Source organism: Microbacterium sp. NPDC096154 (assembly GCF_040302945.1).
Lineage (GTDB): Bacteria > Actinomycetota > Actinomycetes > Actinomycetales > Microbacteriaceae > Microbacterium.
The window spans coordinates 226,364-249,797 of record NZ_JBEOSM010000002.1; the positions used below are offsets into that span (position 1 = coordinate 226,364).

23 protein-coding genes are annotated in these 23,434 nt (G+C 70.4%); 7 read left to right on the forward strand and 16 right to left on the reverse strand.

Going from position 1 to position 23,434, the window contains the following annotated elements; all coding sequences use genetic code 11:
* Positions 1 to 108: 108 nt before the first annotated feature.
* On the forward strand, positions 109 to 1,146 hold the full coding sequence (locus ABTW64_RS03560; RefSeq protein ID WP_350619266.1) for an ATP-dependent DNA ligase: 1,038 nt from the start codon (positions 109 to 111) through the stop codon (positions 1,144 to 1,146).
* An 8-nt stretch (positions 1,147 to 1,154) separates the two neighbouring features.
* On the opposite strand, the gene ABTW64_RS03565 is transcribed toward ABTW64_RS03560, so the two are convergent.
* Positions 1,155 to 2,348 (reverse strand): RimK family alpha-L-glutamate ligase, encoded by a 1,194-nt coding sequence (locus ABTW64_RS03565; RefSeq protein WP_350619268.1) that lies wholly within the window; start codon positions 2,346 to 2,348, stop codon positions 1,155 to 1,157.
* A 35-nt stretch (positions 2,349 to 2,383) separates the two neighbouring features.
* Here ABTW64_RS03565 and ABTW64_RS03570 point away from each other — a divergent pair, with 35 nt between their 5' ends.
* A complete protein-coding gene (locus ABTW64_RS03570) occupies positions 2,384 to 2,929 on the forward strand; it encodes an ATP-dependent zinc protease family protein (RefSeq protein WP_350619269.1) in 546 nt (181 codons plus the stop codon).
* Between the two features lie 23 nt (positions 2,930 to 2,952).
* Here ABTW64_RS03570 and ligD read toward each other — a convergent pair whose 3' ends face one another.
* Entirely contained in the window at positions 2,953 to 4,002 is a 1,050-nt protein-coding gene (gene ligD, locus ABTW64_RS03575; protein WP_350619271.1) for a non-homologous end-joining DNA ligase, read from the reverse strand.
* A gap of 145 nt (positions 4,003 to 4,147) precedes the next feature.
* Positions 4,148 to 5,443: an SseB family protein gene (locus tag ABTW64_RS03580; RefSeq protein WP_350619273.1), complete on the reverse strand. Its 1,296-nt coding sequence runs from the start codon at positions 5,441 to 5,443 to the stop codon at positions 4,148 to 4,150.
* A 77-nt stretch (positions 5,444 to 5,520) separates the two neighbouring features.
* On the opposite strand from ABTW64_RS03580, the gene ABTW64_RS03585 reads away from it, so the two are divergent.
* Entirely contained in the window at positions 5,521 to 6,171 is a 651-nt protein-coding gene (locus tag ABTW64_RS03585; protein WP_350619275.1) for an IMPACT family protein, read from the forward strand.
* Positions 6,172 to 6,238: 67 nt separating this feature from the next.
* Here the strand turns inward: ABTW64_RS03585 and ABTW64_RS03590 are convergent, their stop codons facing one another.
* From ABTW64_RS03590 to ABTW64_RS03600, 3 genes are all read right to left on the reverse strand, one after another.
* A complete protein-coding gene (locus tag ABTW64_RS03590; protein ID WP_350619277.1) occupies positions 6,239 to 6,808 on the reverse strand; it encodes a hypothetical protein in 570 nt (189 codons plus the stop codon).
* Positions 6,809 to 6,959: 151 nt separating this feature from the next.
* Complete coding sequence (locus ABTW64_RS03595) at positions 6,960 to 9,383, reverse strand: ATP-dependent helicase (protein ID WP_350619279.1); 2,424 nt, start codon at positions 9,381 to 9,383, stop codon at positions 6,960 to 6,962.
* Between the two features lie 71 nt (positions 9,384 to 9,454).
* Positions 9,455 to 10,465, reverse strand: a complete 1,011-nt coding sequence (locus tag ABTW64_RS03600) for a glycerophosphodiester phosphodiesterase family protein (RefSeq protein WP_350619281.1) — start codon at positions 10,463 to 10,465, stop codon at positions 9,455 to 9,457.
* 156 nt (positions 10,466 to 10,621) lie between these two features.
* On the opposite strand from ABTW64_RS03600, the gene ABTW64_RS03605 reads away from it, so the two are divergent.
* Positions 10,622 to 11,530 (forward strand): Bax inhibitor-1/YccA family protein, encoded by a 909-nt coding sequence (locus tag ABTW64_RS03605; RefSeq protein ID WP_350619283.1) that lies wholly within the window; start codon positions 10,622 to 10,624, stop codon positions 11,528 to 11,530.
* 138 nt (positions 11,531 to 11,668) lie between these two features.
* Here ABTW64_RS03605 and ABTW64_RS03610 read toward each other — a convergent pair whose 3' ends face one another.
* From ABTW64_RS03610 to ABTW64_RS03625, 4 genes are read right to left on the reverse strand one after another with little or no spacing between them, the layout of a single operon-like run.
* The gene (locus tag ABTW64_RS03610) at positions 11,669 to 12,970 is read right to left on the reverse strand and encodes an alpha/beta fold hydrolase (RefSeq protein WP_350619285.1); all 1,302 of its coding nucleotides are present in this window, start codon (positions 12,968 to 12,970) and stop codon (positions 11,669 to 11,671) included.
* Positions 12,971 to 13,026: 56 nt separating this feature from the next.
* Entirely contained in the window at positions 13,027 to 13,896 is an 870-nt protein-coding gene (locus ABTW64_RS03615; protein ID WP_350619287.1) for a DUF4097 family beta strand repeat-containing protein, read from the reverse strand.
* Positions 13,893 to 14,570, reverse strand: a complete 678-nt coding sequence (locus ABTW64_RS03620; protein ID WP_350619289.1) for a response regulator — start codon at positions 14,568 to 14,570, stop codon at positions 13,893 to 13,895. Before ABTW64_RS03620 ends, ABTW64_RS03615 begins: the two co-directional genes overlap by 4 nt.
* Positions 14,558 to 15,844, reverse strand: a complete 1,287-nt coding sequence (locus tag ABTW64_RS03625; protein WP_350619291.1) for a sensor histidine kinase — start codon at positions 15,842 to 15,844, stop codon at positions 14,558 to 14,560. The genes ABTW64_RS03620 and ABTW64_RS03625 overlap by 13 nt, the downstream gene beginning before the upstream one ends.
* A 145-nt stretch (positions 15,845 to 15,989) precedes the next feature.
* Here ABTW64_RS03625 and ABTW64_RS03630 point away from each other — a divergent pair, with 145 nt between their 5' ends.
* The 3 genes from ABTW64_RS03630 to ABTW64_RS03640 all read left to right on the forward strand — a co-directional run bounded on the left by ABTW64_RS03630 (position 15,990) and on the right by ABTW64_RS03640 (position 17,635).
* Positions 15,990 to 16,352: a helix-turn-helix domain-containing protein gene (locus ABTW64_RS03630; protein WP_350619293.1), complete on the forward strand. Its 363-nt coding sequence runs from the start codon at positions 15,990 to 15,992 to the stop codon at positions 16,350 to 16,352.
* 75 nt (positions 16,353 to 16,427) lie between these two features.
* Positions 16,428 to 17,048: a ClpP family protease gene (locus ABTW64_RS03635; RefSeq protein WP_350619295.1), complete on the forward strand. Its 621-nt coding sequence runs from the start codon at positions 16,428 to 16,430 to the stop codon at positions 17,046 to 17,048.
* The gene (locus ABTW64_RS03640) at positions 17,045 to 17,635 is read left to right on the forward strand and encodes a ClpP family protease (protein ID WP_350619297.1); all 591 of its coding nucleotides are present in this window, start codon (positions 17,045 to 17,047) and stop codon (positions 17,633 to 17,635) included. The genes ABTW64_RS03635 and ABTW64_RS03640 overlap by 4 nt, the downstream gene beginning before the upstream one ends.
* Positions 17,636 to 17,800: 165 nt before the next feature.
* Here ABTW64_RS03640 and ABTW64_RS03645 read toward each other — a convergent pair whose 3' ends face one another.
* Genes ABTW64_RS03645 through ABTW64_RS03670 form a run of 6 tightly spaced genes read right to left on the reverse strand, consistent with a single transcriptional unit; the run spans position 17,801 to position 23,396 of the window.
* Entirely contained in the window at positions 17,801 to 18,400 is a 600-nt protein-coding gene (locus tag ABTW64_RS03645; RefSeq protein ID WP_350619299.1) for a UbiX family flavin prenyltransferase, read from the reverse strand.
* Positions 18,401 to 18,417: 17 nt separating this feature from the next.
* Positions 18,418 to 19,254: an ABC transporter ATP-binding protein gene (locus ABTW64_RS03650; RefSeq protein ID WP_350619301.1), complete on the reverse strand. Its 837-nt coding sequence runs from the start codon at positions 19,252 to 19,254 to the stop codon at positions 18,418 to 18,420.
* Positions 19,251 to 20,054 carry an ABC transporter permease gene (locus ABTW64_RS03655; RefSeq protein ID WP_350619303.1) on the reverse strand — a complete coding sequence of 268 codons (804 nt, stop codon included), beginning with the start codon at positions 20,052 to 20,054 and terminating at the stop codon, positions 19,251 to 19,253. Before ABTW64_RS03655 ends, ABTW64_RS03650 begins: the two co-directional genes overlap by 4 nt.
* The gene (locus ABTW64_RS03660) at positions 20,051 to 20,929 is read right to left on the reverse strand and encodes an ABC transporter permease (protein ID WP_350619305.1); all 879 of its coding nucleotides are present in this window, start codon (positions 20,927 to 20,929) and stop codon (positions 20,051 to 20,053) included. Before ABTW64_RS03660 ends, ABTW64_RS03655 begins: the two co-directional genes overlap by 4 nt.
* 8 nt (positions 20,930 to 20,937) lie before the next feature.
* Positions 20,938 to 21,906: an ABC transporter substrate-binding protein gene (locus tag ABTW64_RS03665; protein WP_350619307.1), complete on the reverse strand. Its 969-nt coding sequence runs from the start codon at positions 21,904 to 21,906 to the stop codon at positions 20,938 to 20,940.
* A gap of 26 nt (positions 21,907 to 21,932) precedes the next feature.
* Complete coding sequence (locus ABTW64_RS03670) at positions 21,933 to 23,396, reverse strand: UbiD family decarboxylase (protein ID WP_350619309.1); 1,464 nt, start codon at positions 23,394 to 23,396, stop codon at positions 21,933 to 21,935.
* Positions 23,397 to 23,434 lie beyond the last annotated feature (38 nt).

Genomic DNA, 23,434 nt, shown 5'->3' on the forward strand with positions numbered 1-23,434 from the left:
CGTCTCCGGTTCTCTCCTGATCGATGCGGATGTCCTGAACCGTGCAGGTCGGCTCCGCACGCCGCAAGCCCCTGGCCGCCGCCACGCCACGCCGGGCAGGATGTCCGCATGCCCCACGACATCCCCGCGCCGATGCTCGCCAAGGCCGTGCCGGCCATCCCCGATCCGGCCAAGCACCCCGGCGGCCTGGTGTTCGAGCCCAAGTGGGACGGCTTCCGCGTGCTGGCGTCGTGGGACGGCGAGACCGTCGAGCTCGGCTCGAGAGGCGCCAAGCCGCTGACGCCGTACTTCCCCGAGCTGGTCGAGGCGCTGGCGCGCATCCTGCCCGAGCCGTGCCTGATCGACGGCGAGATCGTGATCGCCGCGGGCGAGCCGGGTTCGCAGCGCCTGTCGTGGGACACGCTGTCGCAGCGCATCCATCCGGCCGCGTCGCGCATCGCCAAGCTGTCGGCCGAGACCCCGGCCATGCTGATCGCGTTCGACCTGCTGGCCGTGGGAGACGAGTCGCTCGTCGACCGTCCGTTCCGCGAGCGTCGCGCGCGACTCGAGCGGCTGCTGCAGGATGCGCCGCATCCGCTGCACCTGACGCGCACGACCGAGGACCACGAGCTGGCCGCGCAATGGCTGGAGGAGTTCGAGGGCGCGGGCCTCGACGGCGTCGTCGCCAAGCCCGCCGATCAGCCGTATGCCCCGGGCAAGCGCACGATGCTGAAGATCAAGCACGCCCGCACGGCGGATGTCGTGGCACTCGGCTACCGGGTGCACAAGAGCGGGCAGGGGGTCGGCTCGATCCTGGTCGGGCTCTACGACGATGCGGGCGAGCTGCACCAGGTGGGTGGCGTCTCTGCCTTCAGCGACAGGCGCCGGCTCGAGCTGATCGACGAGCTCGCGCCGCTCGTGACCGGCACCGGCCAGGGCGAGCGCAGCAGGTTCTCGTCGGGCAAGGACGTGTCGTACGTCACGCTGCGTCCGGAGCGCGTGCTCGAGGTGCGCTACGACCAGCTCGAGGGCGATCCGGCGTTCCGCGTGCGCTTCCGCCACACGGTGCAGTTCGAGCGCTGGCGGCCCGACCGGGAGGCGACATCCTGCCGCTTCGATCAGCTCGACGTCCCCGCGAAGTACGACCTCGGCGACGTGCTGGACTGAACGCCGCCTCAGTTCTCGTCTGGGATCGGGTTCTTCGGCAGCCTCTTCACGCGCGGACGCCGCTTGGGGCGCTCGGGGATCATCGAGCGCATCTCCTCGAGCTTGCCCCAGCACAGCAGCCGGTCCTCGGCTTCGAGCACGTGGCTGCCGTTCGGGTTCGGGATGACCCCTGTGCCGCGATGCAGCGTGAGCACGGTGATGTCGCGCTCGCGCAGGCCCGAGTCGGCGAGCCGCTTGCCGACGAGCTCCGCGTCGCCGTGGACGACCAGCTCCGCCACGCCGTATCCCGTCGAGACCGCGAGGCGCTCGCGCACGTCGATCTGCGGGAACGCCACCTGGTTGGCGATGTAGTCGACGATCGCGCCGGCGACATCCAGCTTGGTGGCCTCCTCGATGCCCTGCAGACCCGGCGACGAGTTGACCTCCATCACGAGCGGCCCCTCGTCGGACTCGAGCATGTCGACACCCGCCACCTTGAGTCCCATGATCTGGGCAGCCCGCACGGCGGTGCGCTCGTACTCCTCGTCGAGGTCGACCCGCTCGACCGATCCGCCGCGGTGCACGTTCGAGCGGAACTCGTCGCCCTTCGCCGACCGGCGCATCGCCGCGACGACCCGGTCGCCGACCACGAGAGCGCGGATGTCGCGCCCCTTCGACTCCTTCACGAACCGCTGGATCAGCACGTTCTGCCGCGCCGACTGCAGCGTCTCGACGATCGCCTCGGCCACCTTGATCTCGGGAGCGAGGATCACCCCGATGCCCTGCGTGCCCTCGAGCAGCTTGATCACCACGGGCGCGCCGCCGACGCGCTCGATCGCCGGGATCACGTCGGCCTGGTTGCGCACGAACGCGGTCGCGGGCATCGCGATGCCGTGCCGCGAGAGGATCTGGTTCGCGCGCAGCTTGTCGCGCGAGTTCGCGATGCCGTTGGCGGTGTTGGGCGTGTAGACGTCCATCTGCTCGAACTGGCGCACCACGGCCGTGCCGTAGTAGGTGATCGAGTTGCCGATGCGCGGGATGATCGCGTCGTAGTCCGAGAGCCGGCGCCCCCGGAACTGCAGATCCGGATCCTCGCCCGAGAGATCGATCGCGAATCGCAGGGTGTTCAGCACCTTGACCTCGTGGCCGCGGTCGAGCGCGGCGGCCCGGAGGCGCTGGGTGCTGTAGGCGCGCGGCGCGCGCGACAGGATGGCGATCTTCACAGTGTGATCCCGGGGTTGCTGGTTTGATGGGGGGCGTGTCCACCCATCTTCTCCCGCCCGAGGACGTGCCGAGTCACGTTCTGGTCGGCTGGCGCGAATGGGTGGGGCTTCCGGGAACCGGCATCGAGTGGCTCAAGGCGAAGGTCGACACGGGCGCGCAGACGTCGTCGCTGCACGCGTTCGGGCTGAAGGAGTTCACGCGGGACGACGAGCCGTGGGTACGCTTCGAGATCCACCCGTGGCAGCGCAGCGCCGACGACGCCGTGCAGGTCGAGCTGCCCGTGCACGACCGGCGGCGCGTGCGCAGCTCGTCGGGCCATTCCGAGAAGCGCGTCGTGGTGCTGATGGCTGTGCGCCTGCACGACCACGTCATCCGGGCCGAGGTCACTCTCACGCGTCGCGACTCGATGGGGTTCCGGATGCTCGTGGGCCGCGAGCTGCTCAGCAAGGGGTTTCTGGTCGACTCCGCGGCGTCGTACCTGGGAGGCAAGCCGCCGCGCTCGGTGCGGCGCGCCAACCGCCGCCCGAGCGAGGAGCCGTCGCACCCGCGCCGGGCCCATCGCCGCCTCGGGGAGCGCTGACCGCGGTCCCGCCGGCCGGGCGTTCAGTCGGCGACCCGGTTTCCCTGGGCGTCCCAATGCTCGGAGACCTTCTTGCTCGGCTGCACGCGCGGCGGCTCGCCGGGCATCTTGGGGAACTCCGGCGGGAACGGCATCTCGCCGAGCCCGTTCTCGAGGTCGCGCTGCCACCATTCGAGCAGGGTGTCGATGCGGCCTGGCTCATCCTGGATCCCGGCCCACGGATCGCCCTGCGCGAGGCGCTCGGGGATCGTGCGCACCGTGAACCGCTTGGGGTCGAGCCCGTCGAGCTCGTCCCAGTGCAGCGGCGTCGACACGGATGCATGCCGCAGCGCGCGGGGGCTGTAGGCCCCCGCCATCGTGCGATCGCGGTTGGCCTGGTTGAAGTCGACGAAGACGCGCTGGCCGCGCTCCTCCTTCCACCACGCCGTCGTGACCCTGTCGGGCATCCGGCGCTCGAGCTCTCGGCCCGCGGCGATCACGGCGTGACGCACGTCGAGGAACTCCCACTCGGGCACGATCGGCGCGAACACGTGCAGGCCGCGGTTGCCGCTGGTCTTGATCCACGGCTCGAGGCCGGCCTCGCGCAGCACCTCGCGCAGCGCGTGTGCGGCGGGCACCGCGTCGTCGATGTCGGTGCCCGGCTGCGGGTCGAGGTCGATGCGCAGCTCGACCGGATTGTCGGTCACGGGCACGCGCGACGCCCAGGGGTGGAACACCACGGTGTTCATCTGCACGGCCCAGACGATCGCCGCCGGCTCCGTGAGCACGAGCTGCGGATGCCGCCGCCCGCTGTTGTACGTGACGGTCTCGCTCTCCACGAATCCGGGCGCGCCCTTGGGCGGGTTCTTCGAGAAGAACATCTCGCCGCCGACCGCGTCGGGGTAGCGCTCGAGCGACACGGGCCGGTGGCCGTTGTGCGCGAGGAACGCCTCGGCGACCGCGATCGCGTACTCCGCGAGCTCGTGCTTGGTGATGCCCACGTCGGGGAACACCACGCGGTTGGGGTTGGACAGCCCGACCTCGCGTTCGCCATGCGGTCCAGGCACGTTCAGGATGATGCGCTCCGACGCCATGCCGCCACCCTACGGACGGGCGGCGACCTGCGAAACGGGCTTGCGCATCCTGCGACGACACGTGTCGTGAACGACGACACGCGTTCTGCGCGCGCGGATGACGTGTCCTCGGTGAGGACACGTGTCGCCGGCGCGGGGCCGCGCGTCAGTCGTCGGCGTCGGGGGCGCCCGGCAGGTCGCCCACACCGGGAGTCTCGGGCACGACCGTGCTCGCCGTGGCGCTGGCGGCATCGGCCTCCCCGGCGAGCGCGATCACGGGTGCGAGCTCCTCGCGCGTGAGAGTGATGAGCGGCCCGGCGGGATCGATGATGACGCCTCCGACCGCCTCGTGGTCGCGCAGCACCTGGCCGATCTTGGCGGCCGTGAGCGGCAGCGCCCGCTCGTCACGGCCGTGGGCCGCGACCTCCAGCGGATGCGAGAACACCTGCAGCAGTCGCGTGCCGTCGGCCAGGCGCGCCTCGGCGATGCCGAGCTGCGTGCTGTCGGCGGCCGTCTTGCCGAGCGCGACCCACAGCGGCGCGCCCTCGGCCAGCAGCTGGGCGATGCGGTGCGGGGTGTCGGCCTCGCGCGGCGCCGCGAGCGCCGCCTTGAGGCGCATCGCGGGATCGGCCTGGCTCAGCGCGCGCTCGAGTACCGCGCGCGGCAGCACGGCGCGGTGCGGTGCGGAGTTGTTGTCGACGATCACGCCGGCGAAGTCCTGGTCGATCAGGTGCTTCAGGATGGCGCCGACCGGCTGCCCGACGGCCGACGTGCTGGCATCGCCGTCGGCGCGCACGGCGTCGTGCAGCGCCTTGCCCGAGCTGAAGACGAGCATGTAGGTGTTGTCGCCGTCGCGCGCGATGCCGAACGACAGTCGTCCGTTGCCCTCGGCGAGCTGCTCGCGGGCGTTGCCCTGCACCCGAAGGAACACGTGTCCCTGCATCAGCTGCCGCACCACGCCGACCAGCTGCGCGCCCGTGGGCTTCTCGGGCAGCGCGGCGAGCGCGTCGCGCAGGAGCGCGTTGTCGCGCAGGCCCGGCACGGTCTCGAGCTGCTCGGGCGGGGCGGCCGGTGCGAGCGGCAGCTCGCGGGGCGCGGGCTGAGCGGGCTGAGTCGCAGCCGGGGCGCCGAGGCCGGGGGCCGGCTCGCTCGCGGGCGATGCCGTCGCGTCGGGGCCACCGCCCAGCCCCCGGAACGACGAGACCGAGATGTTGACCTGCGGCGCCGGCTCGTCGGGGTCCGCCGCCGTCGACTCCTCCGCTGTGGGCGCCGGTGACGCGTTCTCCGGGGCCGGGGCCACGGGCTCGCCGGCTGTGACCGCGGCCTCCTCCGTCGCCTCTGCGGGCGCTGCGGGGGCATCGGCCGGCGCGTCCGCGGCGGGCGTCTGTGCGGCCGCCTGCTCGGCGGAAGCCTCGGCGCCCTGCTGGTCGTCGTCCTTCTTCTTCCGCGAGAACAGTCCCATGCGCCCAGCCTACGGGCCGGGGTCAACCCCGGCCCTCCCCCGTGAGAAGGAGGGCGCGCAGCGCTACCGTTGATCGGATGAGCTCCTACCCGTCGACCATCGCGGGACCGGTCGAGCACGAGCTCGTCATCAAGAAGTCGCGCTTCCTGACCCACGCCGCGCCGGTCGGATCGGTGGCCGAGGCCGAGGCCTTCATCGCGGGCATCCGCCGGACGTACTGGGATGCCCGCCATAACTGCACCGCGATGGTCACGGGACTGCGGGGCGAGCAAGCACGCTCGAACGACGACGGCGAACCCTCCGGCACCGCGGGCATCCCGATGCTCGAGGTGCTGCGGCAGCGCCGACTGACCGACCTGGCGATCGTGGTGACCCGCTATTTCGGCGGCATCAAGCTCGGCGCGGGCGGCCTCGTGCGCGCATACTCGTCGGCCGTGTCGGAGTGCCTGGATGCCGCGCGGCCGGTCGAGCGCCGGGAGCTCACCGAGGTGCTGCTCGCGGTCGATCACGCCGATGCGGGCCGGGTCGACAACCTGCTGCGCGACTGGATCGCCGCCGGCGACGGGACCATGGGCGATCCCGACTATGCGGCGCGGGCGACGCTGCGCGCCTGGATCCCCGCCGATGCGCTGCCGGCCCTGACCGACGCCGCGGCCTCATGGTCTGCGGGATCCCTCGTCCCCGCGGCAGGCGAGACGCGCGTGGTCGACGTCCCCGCCGTCCCGTAGGCCCCGTGGGTCCGGCCGCGCCGTCGGGGAGCTCCCTCCGCGGCGGAGCGCCCGGCGGCATCGGGCCCTACGGAAGGGGCTCCTCGGACACCGTGGTGAGAGACTGCGCGCCGGTTTCCGTGTCCCGCAGGGTGATGCGCCACGCGGGGCCGTCGTCCTCCACGATCGACTCCATCGCGACGATCCGCGGGCTCGGGTAACGCTCGCCGGAGAGGCGTGCAGCGGTCAGTGCGGCGATCCGCCCCGGGGTCAGCTCCGCCTCGGTCAGCTCGACGTGCCGTTGCGCCACGACCTCGTGGGTGGCCGCATCGACCAGCGCCTCGCGCCCGCGATCCGGCTCGGTGATGGACTCGCCGAAGAGGTCGTACCCGGGATCACGACTTCGGAGCCGCCACATCCACGTGTCGTCCACGAACTCGAGACGCAGCCCCACGATCTGGCCCCCGACCGCCTCGGACTCGCCGGCGAGGCCCTCGAGCCAGTCGGATGGCCAGGCCACGGCGGTGTGGATGGCGCCGTCGGGGAAGTCCTCTCCGACGGCCTCGGGCAGCTCGGGGAATCTGGCGCCGCACGCGGTCACGGCCAGTGACCCGGCGAGCACGGCGATCCCGAGCAGAAGTCGCGTCGCTCGACGCATGGCCCACCCCCTCGTCCCGGGACAGCCTAGAAGAACCGCCGAAGGCACCTCTGCACCGTGACCGCCCATCCTGCCGGATGCGCGGTCGCCGGACGCGTGTGACGTCGCCGGATGAACGAGGCCGCGGGCGGCCGGGCGCTGCCGGTCCCGCTCAGAGCTTCTCGATCGGTGCGATCTTGATCAGCAGCTTCTTCGGGCCGGCGCTGTCGAAGCGCACGTGCGCGATGCGCTTGGCGCCTTCGCCCGTGACCGCGTCGACGCGGCCCTCGCCGAAGTCGTCGTGCCGGATGCGGTCGCCCGCCGCCAGCTCGAGGTCGCCGTTGTCGCGCACCTTGTTCGTGACCATGCCGGGGAAGCGGTCCATGGCGGTCGACTTGGGCTTGAGACCGGATCCGGGCGCGAGCGGCTTCACGCCCCAGCGCTCGGAGCCGCCGCCGGGGCGCCGCGCGTTGAGCGCGCGCGACTGCGTGCCGCCCCGCGAGTTGACGTCGCCGGGCGACTGGCGCCAGTGGATCAGATCACCCGGGATCTCCTGCAGGAACCGACTCGGCACCGCCGCCGACACCTCGCCGAACTGCGCGCGCGTCATGGCGAGCGACAGGTACAGGCGCTTGCGGGCGCGCGTGATGCCCACGTAGAAGAGCCGTCGCTCCTCCTGCGGGCCGCCGGGCTCGCCGGCCGAGATGCGGTGCGGGATGAGGTCCTCCTCGACGCCCGTGAGGAACACCGTGTCGAACTCCAGCCCCTTGGCGGTGTGCAGCGTCATGAGCGAGACCGAGCCGGACGCGTCGTCGAGGTCGTCGCTGTCGGCCACCAGGGCCACCTCGGTGAGCCAGTCGAGCACCGTGCCGTCGGGGTTGTTGCGCGCGAACTCACGCGTCACGGCGACGAGCTCGTCGAGGTTCTCGATGCGCGCCTCGTCCTGCGGGTCGCGGCTGGCGCGCAGCGCATCCATGTAGCCGCTCTTGTTGAGCAGCACCTGCAGTCCCTCGGTCAGGGCCGTGGCGGGAGGCACCTCGCCGTCGTCGGGCAGCAGGATCTGCTGCGCCTCGACGAGCACTTTGTGCAGCTGCGCGATCGCGCCCTGGATCTTCGGTCCGAAGCCGAGCTCGGTGTAGCGGCCGAGCGCGTCGCGGAACGTGATGCCCTCGCGCTCGGCGAAGGAGGAGATCCCCTCGACCGTGACGTCGCCGATGCCGCGCCGCGGCTTGTTGATGATGCGGCGCAGCGCCATCTCGTCGGCAGGGTTCGCGACCGACACGAGGTACGCGAGCGCGTCCTTGATCTCCTGCCGCTCGTAGAACTTGGTGCCGCCCATGATCTTGTACGGCACCGCCGAGCGGATGAAGATCTCCTCCAGCGCGCGCGACTGCGAGTTGGTGCGGTAGAACACCGCCATCTCGCCGTAGTCCACGCCGGTGCGGCGCAGCGCCTCGATCTCGTCGGCGACGAACTGGGCCTCGTCGTGCTGCGAGTAGCCCGTGAAGCCGACGACCTTCTCGCCGTCGCCCTGGTCGCTCCAGAGCCGCTTGTCCTTGCGGTCGAAGTTGTTGCGGATGACCGAGTTGGCGGCGGTCAGGATGTTCTGCGTCGACCGGTAGTTCTGCTCGAGCAGCACCACCTTGGCGCCAGGGAAGTCGCGCTCGAACTCGCTGATGTTGCGGATGTCGGCCCCGCGGAACGCGTAGATCGACTGATCCGAGTCGCCCACCACGGTGAGCGAGGCGCCCTCGGCCTCGTCCATCAGCGCGAGCATGCCGCCGCCGACCTCGTCGGCCGACTGCACGGGCCGCGTGAGCTCGTGGATCAGCGCGTACTGCGCGTGGTTCGTGTCCTGGTACTCGTCGACAAGGATGTGCCGGAACCGCTTGCGGTACACGTCCGCGACCTGCGGGAACGCCCGGAACAGGTACACGGTCTGGGCGATCAGGTCGTCGAAGTCGAAGGCGTTGGCCCGCTGCAGCTGCCGCTGGTAGTCGCGGAACAGCGTGGTGAACATCCGCTCGACCGGGTCGTTCATGTTCGCGTCGCGCGCATACGAGTCGGCGTCGGCGAGCTCGTTCTTGAGCTTCGAGATCTTCGACTGCACCGAGGCAGGAGTGAGCCCCAGCGCGTCGGCCTCGTGCTCCTTGACCAGGCGCTTGATCAGCGCACGCGAGTCGCCCGAGTCGTAGATCGTGAACGCCTTCGTGAACCCGAACTGATCGGCCTCGCGCCGCAGGATGCGCACGCATGCCGAATGGAACGTCGAGATCCACATGCCGCGAGCGCTGTCGCCCACGAGCTGCTCGACGCGCTCCCGCATCTCGCCCGCGGCCTTGTTGGTGAACGTGATGGCCAGGATCTGGCTGGGCCATGCCTCGCGCGAGCGGAGCAGCGACGCGATGCGGTGCGTCAGAACGCGGGTCTTGCCCGACCCGGCGCCGGCGACGATGAGCAGCGCGGGCCCACGGTATTCGACCGCCTCGCGCTGCTGCGGGTTGAGCCCGTCGAGCAGCTCGTCGGCGGAGCCCGCGTACGGCCCTCGGGGGCCCGATCCGGCGGGGACGATGATGGGAGTGGAGGCGTCGCTCATTGCGCCTCCGAGTCTAGGCCGGGGGTCTGACACGGGCCTGAGGGCGGACGTCCGTACGCGCGAAGGCGCCGTCAGCCCCGGAAGAACGCGACGCCGAGATCCGGGTGGTCGACGAACACGCCGTCCACGCCCGAGCGGCGGATGAGGTCCCACTCCGCCTCATAATCGCCGAATTCCCGCTTTCCGGCCCTGGTGCGGAACTCCGGGAGCAGGAACGCGTTCTCGGGCCGGCACGTCCACGTGTAGACCTGCAGGCCGCGCTCCTGCGCGTCGGCGACCACAGGGGCGGGACCGGTCGCGCGACCCAGGCGGTCGGGCGCCAGGATCATCCGCTTGTCGACGCTGATGCCGTCGACCGCACCGACCAGGCGGTCGAGCCCCCGCGGCTTGGCCGTGGCCGGGTACGACGGCGCGGCATCCCCCAGCGACGCCACCAGGTCGAACGGCTTGCCCTTCGCCTCGAGCAGGTAGATGTACGTCGCCGGGACGCCGCGCTCGCGCAGCCGGCGCAGCACGGTCGACTCGAACGACTCGATCACCAGGGGCAGGCCGCCCGACGCCCATCCGGTGGACCGCAGCTCGGCGTCGATCATGGGCACCAGGTCGAGGCCGATCGACGCGAAGTACGTGGCGTGCTTCACCTCCAGCACCACGCCGATCTCGCGGCCCTGGGCGAGCGACGCGGCCCGCACCAGGTCGAGCACATCCGTGAGCCGAAGCATCGGCTGGGCGTCGTCGAACGTCGCGCTGCGGGGCCGGATGCCCGGGATGCGCTCGCGCGTGGTGAGCGTCGCGAGCTCGTCCCACGTGAAGTCCTCGGTGAACCAGCCCGTGTGGGTGACCCCGTCGACCGTCTTGGTCGTGCGCCGGTCGGCGAACTCCGCGCGCTCGGCGACGTTCGTGGTGCCGGAGATCTCGTTCTCGTGCCGCACCACCAGCACTCCGTCGCGCGTGGCGACGATGTCCGGCTCGACCGCGTCGACGCCGAGCTCAAGGGCGAGGTCATACGACGAACGCGAGTGCTCGGGGCGGTATCCGGGCGCTCCGCGGTGAGCGATCACGAGGGGGCGGCGGCGAGGCATGCGACCACCCTACGTAGCCCGCCCGGGGCCCCGCCGCGTTCGCGCCGGGCGTACCACAGATGCCTGCCAATCCCAGCAGAGGCATAAGAAATCGTGGGTAGTGTGGTTCAACAGCGTCCGACACCGCTGTCCCGCAACCTTTTGGAGCTGACCATCATGGCCAAGTTCGGATTCACAGACCCCGCCTTCCAGACGTCCACGCGTCCGCCGCAGGCGCAGTCGTACGCGGCGCAGACGTACCCGGGCGGCCCGCGTGCCGGCCAGCACCCCGCCGGCGGACTCGTGCCGCCTCCCGCGGAGCACCTCGAGGGCATGTACTCCGCTCCTGCCGCGGGCGCCACCGACACCGGCCGGATGACGGTCGAGGACACCATCCACAAGACCGTGGCGTCGTTCGCGGTGCTGCTGGTCGGCGGCGCGGTCGGCTGGTTCGCCATGGCCTCCAACCCGGGCCTCGGCCTCGGCCTGATGGTCCTGGGCGTGCTCGGCGGACTGGTGCTGGGCCTCGTCAACGCGTTCAAGCGCATGCCGGGCGCCGGCCTCGTGCTGGCCTACGCGGCGCTCGAGGGCCTCTTCATCGGCGCGTTCTCGCTCTTCATGGAGATGCAGTTCCCCGGCGTGGTGATGCAGGCGACGCTCGCGACCGTCGCCGTCGTGGGAGTCACGCTCGCGCTGTTCTCGAGCGGCAAGGTGCGCACGTCGCCCCGGATGAACAAGATCTTCATGATCGCCCTGCTCGGCTACGGCGTCTTCAGCCTGCTGAACCTCGGGCTGATGTGGTTCGGTGGCAGCATCCCGTTCGGCAACGGCACGTTCGGCGACCTGGCATGGGGCATCCGGTCCATGGAGTTCATGGGCATGCCGCTCGGCGTCATCATCGGCGCACTCGCCGTGCTGATGGGCGCGTACTCGCTTGTCATGGACTTCGAGTTCGTGCAGAACGGCGCCCGCAACGGCGCCCCGCGCAAGCTCGGCTGGAAGGCCTCGTTCGGCATCGTCTCGACCGTCGTCTGGATCTACGTCGAGATCCTGCGCATCCTGGCGATCCTGCGCGGCAACGACTGATCAGCTCACCCGAAGAGGGCCGTCCCGAAGGGGCGGCCCTCTTTCGTGCGCGTGCCTCGGAGATCCCGGCTTCTGCGGACCGGATGACGAGGATCGATCCTCAGAAGGCGGGATCTCCGGCCGCGGCCTCCACGGCCCTCAGCCGAGCGGCCCGCCTTCGGCCACCACCCGGTCGATCAGCGCGCGCACCACGCGGGTGTCCTGGCGCAGGCCGTCGTGCTCGTACTCGTTCGTGACCCACAGGTGCGTGTGGGGCACCTCGCGGGCGGTCTGCTGCGCGTAGCCGAAGTCGACGTACATGTCGTCGAAGTACATCGCCGCGGCGATCGGCACCTCGTTGCGGCGCAGCTGCGCGGCGTCGTAGAGGGCCGGATGGTCCTCCCGCTCGGCCAGGGCGTGCGCCGCGTCGCGGAAGGGGCGCAGTGACGCGATCTCGTCGTACATCCACGGGAAGAACATCTCGCCCGTGAACGGCAGGGGCGACGCATCCGGCTCGAACCCGCCGAGCTCCGCGCGCACGCGCTCGGCCGCCCACGCGGTGGCCCCGGCGCCGTCGGCGTAGATCTCCTCCTGCAGCAGCGCGTACAGCGGGCCCGACCACTGCTGGGTGCGGGCGTCGACCTCGGCGAGGAAGTGGTCGCTCAGCCGCCCCGGCGCCGCGAACGCCTCGTCGAACAGCCAGTGCATGCGCTCGAACCCCGGCTGCATGCCGAAGTCGATGCCGAGGGTCTGCAGGCGGCGAGCGCTGAGCCGGTCGCCGCTGGGCAGGCGCACGTCGGAGTTCTCGACCACGTCGACGACGCGCGCGATCACGTCGGCGTCCTGCGGGTAGCGGCGGTAGAACTCGGCGGTCTTGGCGGCCACCCGGGGCAGCGTGCGCCGGTAGACGTCGGTCGCATCCGGCTCGAACGAGGTCAGCCCACCCGTGACGTACGACGCCGCCACGGCCTCGGGATGGAACGACAGGTACGTGAGGGTGAGGAACCCGCCGTAGCTCTGGCCGAGCGTCTGCCAGCGGATGCCGCCGAACACCTCGCGCCGGATGTGCTCGAGGTCGGCAATGATCTGCTCGGCCCGGAACATCCGGACGTACGTGGCGGCCTCATCGGCCGTGAGTCCGGCGATCGACGCCGCCTCGACACGCGTAGACCGCCCCGTGCCGCGCTGGTCGAGCAGCAGCAGGCGATGGGTCTTCAGCGCCTCGTCGATCCAGTCGCCGCCCGGCATCGGCCGCGGCCCCTTGCCTCCCGGGCCACCCTGCAGGAACACCAGGATGGGCGCATCCTGCCGGTCGACGTGGGCCACCTCGCGCGCGAACACCTCGATCGTGCCCGCCACCCCCGGAAGCGGCTGCCGGTCCGGCCCGCTCCAGTCGAGCGGCACCGTGACGGTGTGGTCCCGGATGATGCGATCGCGCATGCGATACGAGGTGGCGGTCATGCCTCCATCCTGCCCGGCGCATCCGGTTCGCACGCCCCCGGCGCGACCTGTCCGCGTCAGTCGGCGGGCGTGAGCTGCACGCGGCCGGCCGACACGTCGACCGTCACCTGCCGAGGCGCCGACGACGACGTGTCGAGGCGGTTGTCGAACGAGCCCGCGGCCACGTCGGAGCGCACGTCGTAGGTGGCGCGCGGCATGCCGAGCTCGACGGATCCGGCACTGACGTCGATGGCGACGGTGTCGGGCGCGTCGCCCGTGAGGTCGCCGACGATACGGCCGGCCGACGCGGTGAGCTCGGCCGCGGCGACGTCGGCGAGATCGAGCTCGATCTGTCCGGCGCTGACCTCGGCGTCGAGGCTGCGGGCAGTGCCGGTGACGTCCATGGCGCCGCTTCCCAGGTCGAGCGTGAGCTCGCCGAACACGGCATCGGCGCGCAGCTCGCCCGCCGCCAGGTGCAGGTCGGCGTCCAGCGCCGCCCCGCGCAGCCGCTCGGGCAGAGTCAGCACGACGGTCTCGCCCTCGCGCCCGAAGCCCCAGTCGCCGAACAGCTGATCGGCCTTCCGCACGACCAGCTCGCTCCCGTCGCGCTCGATGCGCCAGTCGCCATCGCGGGCGTTGTCGACCTCGAGCACCGCCTCGTCGACGTCGCCGAACTCGAGCGCGAAGCGCGACCCGGCCGCCTCGACGTCGAGAGACGTGACGCCGCGTGCATCCGCGGTCCAGCTGCCGCTCACGCGCATGGCGTCGCGCACCGTGCCGACAGCGGCGTGGGTGACGGTGCCCAGCAGGACGAGCCCCCCGGCGACGGTCGCGATGATCGCGACCGCCTTCCCGGGGCGCCGGCCGCCGGCCGCCGTCTGGTCGGGCGCCGAGGGGGTGGCGCCCGGTGCGGGCGCGGCGGGCGGGGGCGTGAGCGTGTCGTTCATCGTGCCGATCCTGTCTGCGGCGAACCGCCGTTGCGTTCGATGTGGGCGAGCACCGCGAGCACGCGGCGGTTGCCGGATTCGTCGGGCTCGAGCCCCAGCTTCTGGAAGATCGAGGTGATGTGCTTCTCGATGCTGCCCTCCGACAGGAACAGCAGCGCGGCGATGGCCTGATTCGACTTGCCCTCCGCGATCAGCGAGAGCACGGTGCGTTCGCGCTCGGTGAGGCGCGCCATCCTGTCGTCCTGCGTGCGGCGGGTGAGCAGCTGCGCCACGACCTCGGGGTCGAGCACCGTGGCGCCGCCGGCGATGCGCTGCACCGACTCGAGGAACTCGGTCACATCGGCCACCCGGTCCTTGAGCAGGTAGCCGAGTGCGCCGCCGTGGCCGGTGATGAGCTCGCTGGCGTACCGCTCCTCGACGTACTGCGACAGCACCAGCACAGGCAGCTCGGGGCGGCGGGCGCGCAGCTCGGCCGCGGCGCGGATGCCCTCGTCGGTGAAGGTCGGGGGCAGGCGTACGTCGAGGATGCACAGCTCGGGACGGTGCTGGTCGACTGCATCCGGTAGCCCCGACGTGTCGGGCAGCGCCGCGACCACCTCGTGGCCCCCGTCTTCGAGCAGGCGCACGAGCCCCTCGCGCAGGAGCACGGAGTCCTCGCAGATCAGGATGCGCACGGCACGCTCACCTCCAGCGCAGTCGGCCCGCCCTGCGGGCTGTCGAGGCGCACGGTGCCGCCGGCCCCGAGCACCCGGTTCGAGATGCCGTCCAGCCCGCCGCCCGGCAGCACGCGTGCGCCGCCGATGCCGTCGTCCTCGACGCGGGCCCAGACGGTGCCGTCGTCGCGGCGCCGCACGGTCACGCGCGTCTCGCTCGCGCGCGAGTGCTTGGCGGCGTTGGTGAGCGACTCGGCGATCGCGAAGTACACGGCGGCCTCCGCGTCGCGGCTGCAGCGACCGTCGAGGCGCACGTCGAGCCGCACGGGGATGTGCGAGCGGCCCGCGAGCGCCGACAGCGCGGCGTCGAGCCCGCGGTCGTCCAGCACCGACGCGTGGATGCCGCGCGCCAGCTGCCGCAGCTCGGTGATCGCGGCCTTGGTGGAGGTATGCGCCTCCTCGATCAGGGCACGGGCCGCCGACGGGTCGGAGTCGATCTTCTGCTGGGCCAGGCCCAGGGTCATCCCGACCGACACCAGGCGCGGCTGCACCCCGTCGTGGAGGTCGCGCTCGATGCGCGTGCGCTCGACCTCGGATGCCCGCATCGCGCCGGCGCGCTGGGCGTCCGACACCCGCGCCTGCTCGGCCAGCTGCGCTTCACGCGTCGGCACGATGATCGCCCGGGCCAGCACGCCGTGCAGCAGGGCGAGACCCAGGACCGCCGCCGCCGCGGCCACCGCGATCAGGATGCCCGCGAGCGGAGCCCATGCGGCCGGCACCTGCAGGTCGACGAGATCGAAGACGGCCAGGCGTGCGACGCCCTCGGCCGCGTACAGCGGCGCGAACGCGAGCGCGACGCCGGATGCCAGGGCCGCGGCCGACGGGATCAGCAGCAGACCGAGCATGGTGGACACCGCGGCGTTCGCCAGCGCACGCCACATGATCGGGTCGGTGAACTGGCTCCACAGCATCCGCAGGAAGCCGCCGAACCCCGAGCGGGGCGCACGGCGAGCCCGGAGGGCGGGCAGGCCGGCATCGTAGAGGCCGTCGATCCGGGCCGTTTCCAGCCATGCGACGGCGAAGAGCACATAGACCAGCGCGACGAGGAAGAGCAGTCCGAGCCCGAGCACCGGAAGCAACCCGATGCCGAGGCCGATCAGGGTCGCGACGGCGGCGACGACGCCCGGCCCGACGACGCCGAGCGCCGCGAGGTGGGCGGTGGCCCCGGCCAGGCGAGCCGGCGACGAGTGCGCGGGCAGCCGGCGGGCCGGGGCGGAGGTGGGCTGTGAGGTCATGCCTCAACGCTAGGACGCGGGGCGCCGCCCGCACCGCCGAGGGATCCCCCGCTTCGGTTCGGGATAACCCGAAGGCCGCGGCGGGGGTTCTGCTCTGAGCAGAACCGGATGCATGCGAACGGCACGCGCGCCTAGCGTGGGCGGCATGGCCGAGCTGCTCCCTCTCCGCACCCCGTCCGAGCGCGCTGCCGAGCAGACCGAGGGACCCGATCCGCTGTGGCGGCACCTGGTTGGCGATCGGCTGCGGAGGCTGCGACGCCAGCGCGGTGAGAGGCTCGTCGACGTGGCGCGGCGAGCGGGCATCTCGGTGCAGTACCTGTCGGAGATCGAGCGCGGCCGCAAGGAGCCGTCGAGCGAGATGGTCGCGGCCGTGCTGGGTGCGCTCGGGGAGAGCCTGCTCGACCTGACCGCCGGCATCGCCGACGATCTGCGCGCCGCGGGCCCGGCTGCCCCTGTCAGCGCATCAGCTCCGCACGGTGGCGTCCAGGCGCTCGCGCTCGCCGCCTGACGCGCTCTGCCGTGGGCCGATCCGCCGGCGGCAGATCCTCCCCCGCGCGCTGTCCGCGAGGCGCACGCTGGGCACATGGCTGAAGAAGGCAAGATCCCCCAGTTCACCGCCGACGCGCGGCGAGAGCTGCTGCATCGCCGCGTGCTCGTGCTCGACGGGGCGCTCGACGACGACAACGGCACTCTGCTGGCCACTCAGTTGCTGTCGCTGGCCGCCGAGGATCCGTCGTCCGACATCGCCCTGTGGATCCACTCGCCCGGTGGCTCCGTGTCGTCCATGCTCGCCATCCGCGACATCATGCGGCTCGTCCCGTGCGACGTGTCGACGCTCGCGATCGGCATGGCGGCGAGCGCGGGCCAGTTCCTGCTGACCGCGGGAACGCCGGGCAAGCGGCGCGCTCTGCCCCACGCCCGCATCCTGCTCCACCAGGGATCGGCGGGCATCGGCGGCACCGCGGTGGACGTCGCGCTGCAGGCCGATGACCTGCGCTACATGCGCGACACGGTGCTCGGCATCACGGCCCAGGACACAGGACAGCGCATCGACCGAGTGTTCGAGGACTCGCTGCACGACCACTGGTACACGGCACAGGAGGCCATCGACTACGGGTTCATCGACCGCATCGTGCGCGGCTTCGACGAGGTCATGCCACAGCATCGCAGCCGCATCGGACTGAGTGCGGAGGCGGCGGCATGAGCAGCTACACGATCCCGAACGTGATCACGCGCGATGCGCGGGGCGAGCGGATCATGGACGTCTACTCACAGCTGCTCGCGGACCGCGTGGTCTATCTCGGCACCGCGATCGATGCGGGCGTCGCGAACGCGCTCATCGCGCAGCTGCTGCACCTCGAGGCCGTGAGCGCGGATCGCGAGATCCAGCTCTACATCAACTGCGAGGGCGGCGACCCGTCGGCCATGCTGGCGATCTACGACACCATGCGCTTCATCCGGCCGGCCGTGGCGACCACCTGCGTGGGCCAGGCCGTCGGCGCCGGCGCCGTGCTGCTCGCCGCGGGCGCCTCAGGCCGTCGCGCGGCGCTGCCGCACGCACGGATCGTGCTGCATCAGCCCGGCGCGCAGAGTCGCGGAGCGGTGCCCGACCTCATCCTGCACGCCGACGAGCTCGTGCGAGTCCGCGGCGACATGGAGCAGATCCTGTCTGCCCATACGGGACGCACGGGCGAGCAGCTGCGGCACGACACCGACCGCGACCGCGTGTTCACGGGCGAGGCCGCCGTCGAGTACGGCCTGGTCGACCGCGTGCTCGTCGAGCGGGGCTGAGCCGCGTCCGCCGACGCGACGTGCTCTCACGAGAACACGCCTTCCGCACGTAGAGAGCACGTGTCCTCGCTGAGGACACGTGCTCTCACGACGACACACCCTCCGCGCGCGGCGTGGAGCCCGGTCGGCGAGCAACCGCCGCGTTCGGGTCGTCCTCAAGGCGCCTCAGATGAGGCCCACGAGCCCTTTGTCCGCCCGGACCATTCCTGCTCTCTCCCCCGCCCACATCTCCCGGCCCGGCGCTTCGACACCCACGAGCTGGAGCAGGCGCGACGCGGTGTGGGACACGATGTCGTCGATGGTCGCCGGGGCCGCATAGAAAGCAGGGACGGGGGGCGCGATGATCGCGCCCGCCTCCGTCGCCTGCGTCATCGCACGCAGGTGCCCCAGGTGGAACGGCGTCTCGCGCACACAGAGAACCAGCCGACGACGCTCTTTCAGGGTCACGTCGGCCGCTCGGCAGATCAGATTCTCGCCGATGCCGTACGCGATCTGCGACAGGGTCTTGACGCTGCACGGAACGACGATCATGCCGTCGGTCGTGAAGCTCCCCGACGCGATCGACGCCCCGATGTCCTTCCAAGCATGGACCTGCTCGGAGAGCGACTCCAGGTTGAGGTCGGGGACCTCTGACAGCGCCGTGCGCTTCGCGGACGGACTGATGATGACGTGCCGCTCGACCCCGGCCTGCCCCAGCATCTCCAAGAGCTTCGTGGCGATCGGGATGCCGCTGGCACCCGAGATCCCGACGATGATGCGCTTCATCAGATCTCCTGTCGCTCTCAGGCGGGCAGGTAGCCGACGAGGTCCTCGAGCGCGGGGATCTCCTCCTGCCCCGCCTCGGCGATCTCCTGCCAGATACTGGCTCGCAACTCCGCGAACCCGGGCTCGATCTTCGTCTCGATCTGCGACCGCGGCTTCGAGAGCGGCACATCCACGACGCGCCCGAGGCTGTGCGGTGGGCGATGCAGGATGACGATCTTGTCGGAGAGATACACCGCTTCGTCGATGTCGTGCGTCACGAAGACGACGGTGACACCGAGCTTGCTCTGCAGCGACAGCATGAGGTCCTCGAGCTCCGCTCGCGTCTGCGCGTCGACCGCTGCGAAGGGCTCATCCATGAGGAGCACTTCGGGTTGGTACGCGACGGCGCGTGCGATCGCCACACGCTGCTGCATCCCGCCCGACATCTGCCAGGGGTACCTGTGTGCGGCATGGCCGAGGCCGACCGCTTCGAGCGCCTCCATCGCGACGCGCTCTCGCTCCTCCTTGGGCATGTTCGTGTACCGAAGCGGGAAGACCACGTTCTTCAGCGCGGTCATCCACGGCAGCAGGGAACGTGCGTAGTCCTGGAACACGAAGGCCACCTTGCGCGGCGGACCCGTGACGGGTTCGCCGTCGAGACGGATCTCACCCGCCGTCGCAGGCATGAGACCCGCGATGGTCCGAAGCAGCGTCGTCTTGCCGCAGCCCGACGGACCCACCACGCACACGAAATCGCCCTGCTCGATCGTCAGATTCACATCGAGAAAGCCCACGGCGACGTCACGACCTCGATCGTCGCGATAGATCTTCGACAGATTCTCGATCTCCAGCAGAGGAGCTTCCTGCGCGTTCATTTTCCACTTCCCTGTGAATTGAGGTCGTACCAGAAGAGGATCCGCTTCTCGACGACGACGAACAGGACATTCGCCAGGAAGCCGATGAGGCCGATCAGGATGACACCGCCCCACATACCGGGGATCTTGAACGCCTTCTCCTGCTCGAGGATGAAGTAGCCGATGCCGTTGCCGCCCCCGAACATCTCGGTGACGACCATGACGACGATCGCGAGCGCGAGGCTGATTCGCATGCCCGCAAGGATCCGCGGAAGGGTGGCGGGAAGGATCACGTGCAGCAGCCGCCCGAACGCCGGCACCCCGTAGGACCGCGACATCTCCGCGGTGGTCTTGTCCACGCCGAGGACGCCGTCCACGGTGTTCAGCAGCACGGGGAAGAACGCCGCGAAGGCGATCACCGAGATCTTCATCTCGTCCCCCAGCCCGAACACGATCATCGCGATCGGGATGAGGATCGCGGGTGGGATCGCTCGGAAGAACTCGACGATCGGGCGGGTCGCGTGCGCCAGCCACGGCACCAGTCCGAGAACGAGGCCCACCAGGATCGCAAGCACGCACCCCACGAGGTACCCGGTGAACATGCGGTACAGGCTCGGCAGGAGATCGGTCGGCACGCGAGCGAAGAGCCATTCCTCACGGAACGCCTCCCAGACCCTCCCCGCAGGCGGGAAGTAGAACGACCCGCTCACGTAGCTGAGGCCGATTATGACGGCCAGGACGATGACGGGCACCAGCCACACCAGCTGCCTGATGAACACATCACGTCCGTGCGTCGAACGACGCGGCATCACCTGCGTCATCCCTGCCTCCTGTTCGACACATGCCAGCTCGTCAAGCGGCGCTCCACCGTCATGAAGGCGATGTTGAGAAGCCAGCCGATGATGCCGGTCATGATGATCAGCGCGTACATCGCGGGCATGTTGCCGGCGGTCTTCGCGAGCGCCGCCTCGGCGCCGATTCCGTCCATGCCGACGATCAGCTCCGCGACAACGGCGAGCACGAGCGCGACAGCCGAGGCGATGCGCATACCCGTCGCGATGTATGGGGTCGAATACGGGATCACCACGCGGAAGAAGAACGCGAGCTTCGGAATCTGGTAGGACCGCCCGGTGTCGAGCACGACGGGGTCGAGGCCACGGACGCCGTACATGCACTGGAACCATATGGGCCAGAACGCCGAGAAGACGACGAGGAACACCTTCGTCTCCATCTCGATGCCGAGCAGCAGCACCGCGACGGGGAGCAATGCGATGCTGGGCACCGGTCGGAGGAACTCCGCGACGCCGATGGTCGCCTGCTGGGCGATCCTGGAGCGTCCCACCAGGATGCCGGTGGGGATCGCGAGCAGCGCTGCGAGGGAGAGGCCGATGGCCCAGCCCGCGAGCGTCATGCCGATCGCGGGCAACGCGGTCCCGTTCGCGAAGAGCTTCACCCCCGCCGCCAGGATGTCGCCCAGCGACGAGAACGCGGTGGATGGGAGGGCACCCGAACGGACCAGGATCTCCCAGATGGCGAGCGCGCACGCGACGGCGAGGACCTGCCACATCAGACCACGCGCGGTCTTGACCCGCGCCGCGCGCTCAGCCTGGCGCTGAGCGGACGGACGGGCGGAGGTCGCGATCGCCCTCGTCGAGGACAGATCGCGCGCCTCCTTCCGCGTCGTGGAGTTCGTCATGGTGGAGGTCACGGCTTCCAGACCAGCGCGTCGAGGTCGGGGACCTCGTCGATCCACCCGAACTCGACCATCACGTCGGCCGCGGCCTGCACCGTCTCGAGGTCGACTTCGCCGCGGTAGCTGGTGAGGTTCAGACGGTCGGCGAGCTCAGCGGGGATCATCTCCGCCTCGACCTGGAACTCCCGGAAGCTCTCGGGGTCGTCGGCGATCGCCTTGGCCGTGCGGGACACCGCTTCCTTCATGGCGGTCACCACCTCCGGGTGCTCGGCAGCGAACTTCTCACTCGTCGAGACACCGCCGATGGCCATGCCCGGCTCGAAGTAGGAGCTGCCGATCGACACGAGGCCTGCGTCGAGGCCCTGAGTGAGGAAGGGCTCCTGCACGGTGGCGGCGTCGATCTCACCCTGCTGCAGGGTGGCGACCATGTCGGGGAAGCCGACTTCCACCATCTCGACGTCGTCCGGATCGACACCGGCGTCCGAGATGCCCTTGACCATCGACAGCTGCGAGATCGTGTTGAGCCCGTTGATCGCGAGGGTCTTGCCTTCGAGGTCGGCGAGCGATTCGATACCCGAAGCGGGGTCGACGAGCACCTGGCTGATGTCGGTCATGGGGTCTTCGCTCGCGCCCGTGCCGCCCGCCACGGCGAGAATCGGCAGGCCCTCGGCGCGAGCCTGGATGATCGAGGTCAGGGCGCTCGCGCCGAAGTCGATGTGGCCGCCCATCACGGCGGGCAGAGTCGCACCCCCGGACTGCTGCACTTCGACGGTGAGGTCGAGGCCCTCCTCCGCGAAGATGCCCTGATCGATCCCGTACAGGAAGATCGCCGAGGCGCCTCCTGCAGTGGAGCCGACCGATACTTCGACGGGGTTCTCGGCGGAGATCTCGCCGCCTGCGGCGCCTCCCGAGCACCCTGCGAGGGCGAGGGAGAGGGTGCCCGCGACGAGCACGGCCGATGTCAGCTTCATTGCCTTCATTGGTACTTCCTTGTGTGTGGCGCGACTCAGCCGCGCGGGGTGATGGGAAGGGACGCGAGCACGTCCTTGTACTTCTCAGCGATCTCGGCACGGTGCTCCGCGCTGGCCTCGGCGACATCCGGGAAGTGCTCGCCGAACGGTCGAACAGCCAGAATGATGGCGCGGGAGTTGTGCCGCTGGCCCCGGGGGATGCGTGGATCGAGCGGTCCACTCCAGGCGCGCTTGACGATCTCGATGTCCTGCGCCGGGTCGCAGCGTGTCGACATGGCCCAGGTGACGTCGAAGAGGTTCGACGGATCGATGTCTTCGTCCACCACGACCACGAAGCGGCCGAGATAGGACGCCGACTGTGTCGAGGCAGCCAGGAGCCCTGCCTGCTTGGCGTGTCCGTCGTAGGCCTGCTTGATGGAGATGACGTTGAACATGCGAGCGGCGCCGGCCTCGTGCACCCACACGCCCTGCACGCCCGACAGACCGGCGCGTTCCACCTCGTCCCAGATCATCCCCGCCTTCATGACGCACTTGCTGTACGAGAAGTTGGACGGCGGCCGGATGGGGCTCGCGACGGTCTGAATCGGATTGGTGCGGTGGTATACGCGCTGCACCCGGATGACCGGCTGCTCGGAGCTTCCCCCGGCGTAGTAGCCGGTGAACTCCCCGAACGGGCCCTCCAGGGCGTTGTCGTCGGGGTACATGACGCCTTCGAAGACGAGCTCCGCGTGAGCCGGCATGGGGAGCCCGTGCAGCTCGGACTCATGCACCTCGTACGGCTCGCCGCGGTGGCCGCCGACGTAGTCGTACTCGCTCTGTCCCCATCCGAGCTCGTTGCCCGAGGCGAGGAAGAGGAGCGGGTCGTGGCCGACGGAGACGAGCACGGGACAGGGCTGGCCCTTGGCGAAGTACTTGTCGCGGATCTGGCGTCCCTGCTTGCCGGGCGAGATCCACACGCTGAGCCTGTCGCTGCCCTGAACCTGCACCCGGTACGTGCCGATGTTCACCCATCCCTCGTCGGGGTCCTTCATGATGACGAGGTCGTCTGTCCCGATGTATCGCCCGCCGTCCTTCTCATGAAGCAGCGGCGTGACGAAGTCGTTGATGTCGAACTCACCCTCGCGGAGCACGTTCTCGGTGACCGTCGGGTTGTCGGAGAGCACGGGCGGAATCGGCTTGTGCGTCTTCATGCGCTCTCGGTAGGCCTTCACGACGTCGAGCGGGTTGTCCGACTCGGGCAGTCCCATGGTGATCGCGAGGCGCCTGGCCGAGTTCGTCGCGCCGGACAGCACGCGGTTCCCCCGGCTGCCGCCCTTGACGTCCTCGAACAGGACCGCTGGCCCTCCTTCGCCCGCCTGATGCGCGATCAGCTCGATGAGCGTGCCGAGCTCGAGGGTCTCATCCACGCCGGCGACACGAGTGACCTGACCTGCCTTGTCGAAACGGTCGATCAACTCGCGGATATCGCGGTGGGGGGCATCGAAGGTGCCGTAGCTCATGTCTCTCCTCATCGAGAAGTACGGGGGTGCGGAGACGC

What these genes read in the sequence shown, in the direction of transcription:
- ABTW64_RS03630 (WP_350619293.1), top strand. Translation starts at nt 15,990, where the DNA reads ATGGCCGAGCTGCTCCCTCTCCGCACCCCGTCCGAGCGCGCTGCCGAG.
- ABTW64_RS03585 (WP_350619275.1), top strand. Translation starts at nt 5,521, where the DNA reads ATGAGCTCCTACCCGTCGACCATCGCGGGACCGGTCGAGCACGAGCTC.
- ABTW64_RS03580 (WP_350619273.1), bottom strand. Translation starts at nt 5,443, where the DNA reads ATGGGACTGTTCTCGCGGAAGAAGAAGGACGACGACCAGCAGGGCGCC.
- ABTW64_RS03640 (WP_350619297.1), top strand. Translation starts at nt 17,045, where the DNA reads ATGAGCAGCTACACGATCCCGAACGTGATCACGCGCGATGCGCGGGGC.
- ABTW64_RS03560 (WP_350619266.1), top strand. Translation starts at nt 109, where the DNA reads ATGCCCCACGACATCCCCGCGCCGATGCTCGCCAAGGCCGTGCCGGCC.
- ABTW64_RS03625 (WP_350619291.1), bottom strand. Translation starts at nt 15,844, where the DNA reads ATGACCTCACAGCCCACCTCCGCCCCGGCCCGCCGGCTGCCCGCGCAC.
- ABTW64_RS03605 (WP_350619283.1), top strand. Translation starts at nt 10,622, where the DNA reads ATGGCCAAGTTCGGATTCACAGACCCCGCCTTCCAGACGTCCACGCGT.
- ABTW64_RS03655 (WP_350619303.1), bottom strand. Translation starts at nt 20,054, where the DNA reads ATGACGCAGGTGATGCCGCGTCGTTCGACGCACGGACGTGATGTGTTC.
- ABTW64_RS03670 (WP_350619309.1), bottom strand. Translation starts at nt 23,396, where the DNA reads ATGAGCTACGGCACCTTCGATGCCCCCCACCGCGATATCCGCGAGTTG.
- ABTW64_RS03590 (WP_350619277.1), bottom strand. Translation starts at nt 6,808, where the DNA reads ATGCGTCGAGCGACGCGACTTCTGCTCGGGATCGCCGTGCTCGCCGGG.
- ABTW64_RS03635 (WP_350619295.1), top strand. Translation starts at nt 16,428, where the DNA reads ATGGCTGAAGAAGGCAAGATCCCCCAGTTCACCGCCGACGCGCGGCGA.
- ABTW64_RS03610 (WP_350619285.1), bottom strand. Translation starts at nt 12,970, where the DNA reads ATGACCGCCACCTCGTATCGCATGCGCGATCGCATCATCCGGGACCAC.
- ABTW64_RS03650 (WP_350619301.1), bottom strand. Translation starts at nt 19,254, where the DNA reads ATGAACGCGCAGGAAGCTCCTCTGCTGGAGATCGAGAATCTGTCGAAG.
- ABTW64_RS03595 (WP_350619279.1), bottom strand. Translation starts at nt 9,383, where the DNA reads ATGAGCGACGCCTCCACTCCCATCATCGTCCCCGCCGGATCGGGCCCC.
- ABTW64_RS03665 (WP_350619307.1), bottom strand. Translation starts at nt 21,906, where the DNA reads ATGAAGGCAATGAAGCTGACATCGGCCGTGCTCGTCGCGGGCACCCTC.
- ABTW64_RS03645 (WP_350619299.1), bottom strand. Translation starts at nt 18,400, where the DNA reads ATGAAGCGCATCATCGTCGGGATCTCGGGTGCCAGCGGCATCCCGATC.
- ABTW64_RS03660 (WP_350619305.1), bottom strand. Translation starts at nt 20,929, where the DNA reads ATGACGAACTCCACGACGCGGAAGGAGGCGCGCGATCTGTCCTCGACG.
- ligD (WP_350619271.1), bottom strand. Translation starts at nt 4,002, where the DNA reads ATGGCGTCGGAGCGCATCATCCTGAACGTGCCTGGACCGCATGGCGAA.
- ABTW64_RS03615 (WP_350619287.1), bottom strand. Translation starts at nt 13,896, where the DNA reads ATGAACGACACGCTCACGCCCCCGCCCGCCGCGCCCGCACCGGGCGCC.
- ABTW64_RS03600 (WP_350619281.1), bottom strand. Translation starts at nt 10,465, where the DNA reads ATGCCTCGCCGCCGCCCCCTCGTGATCGCTCACCGCGGAGCGCCCGGA.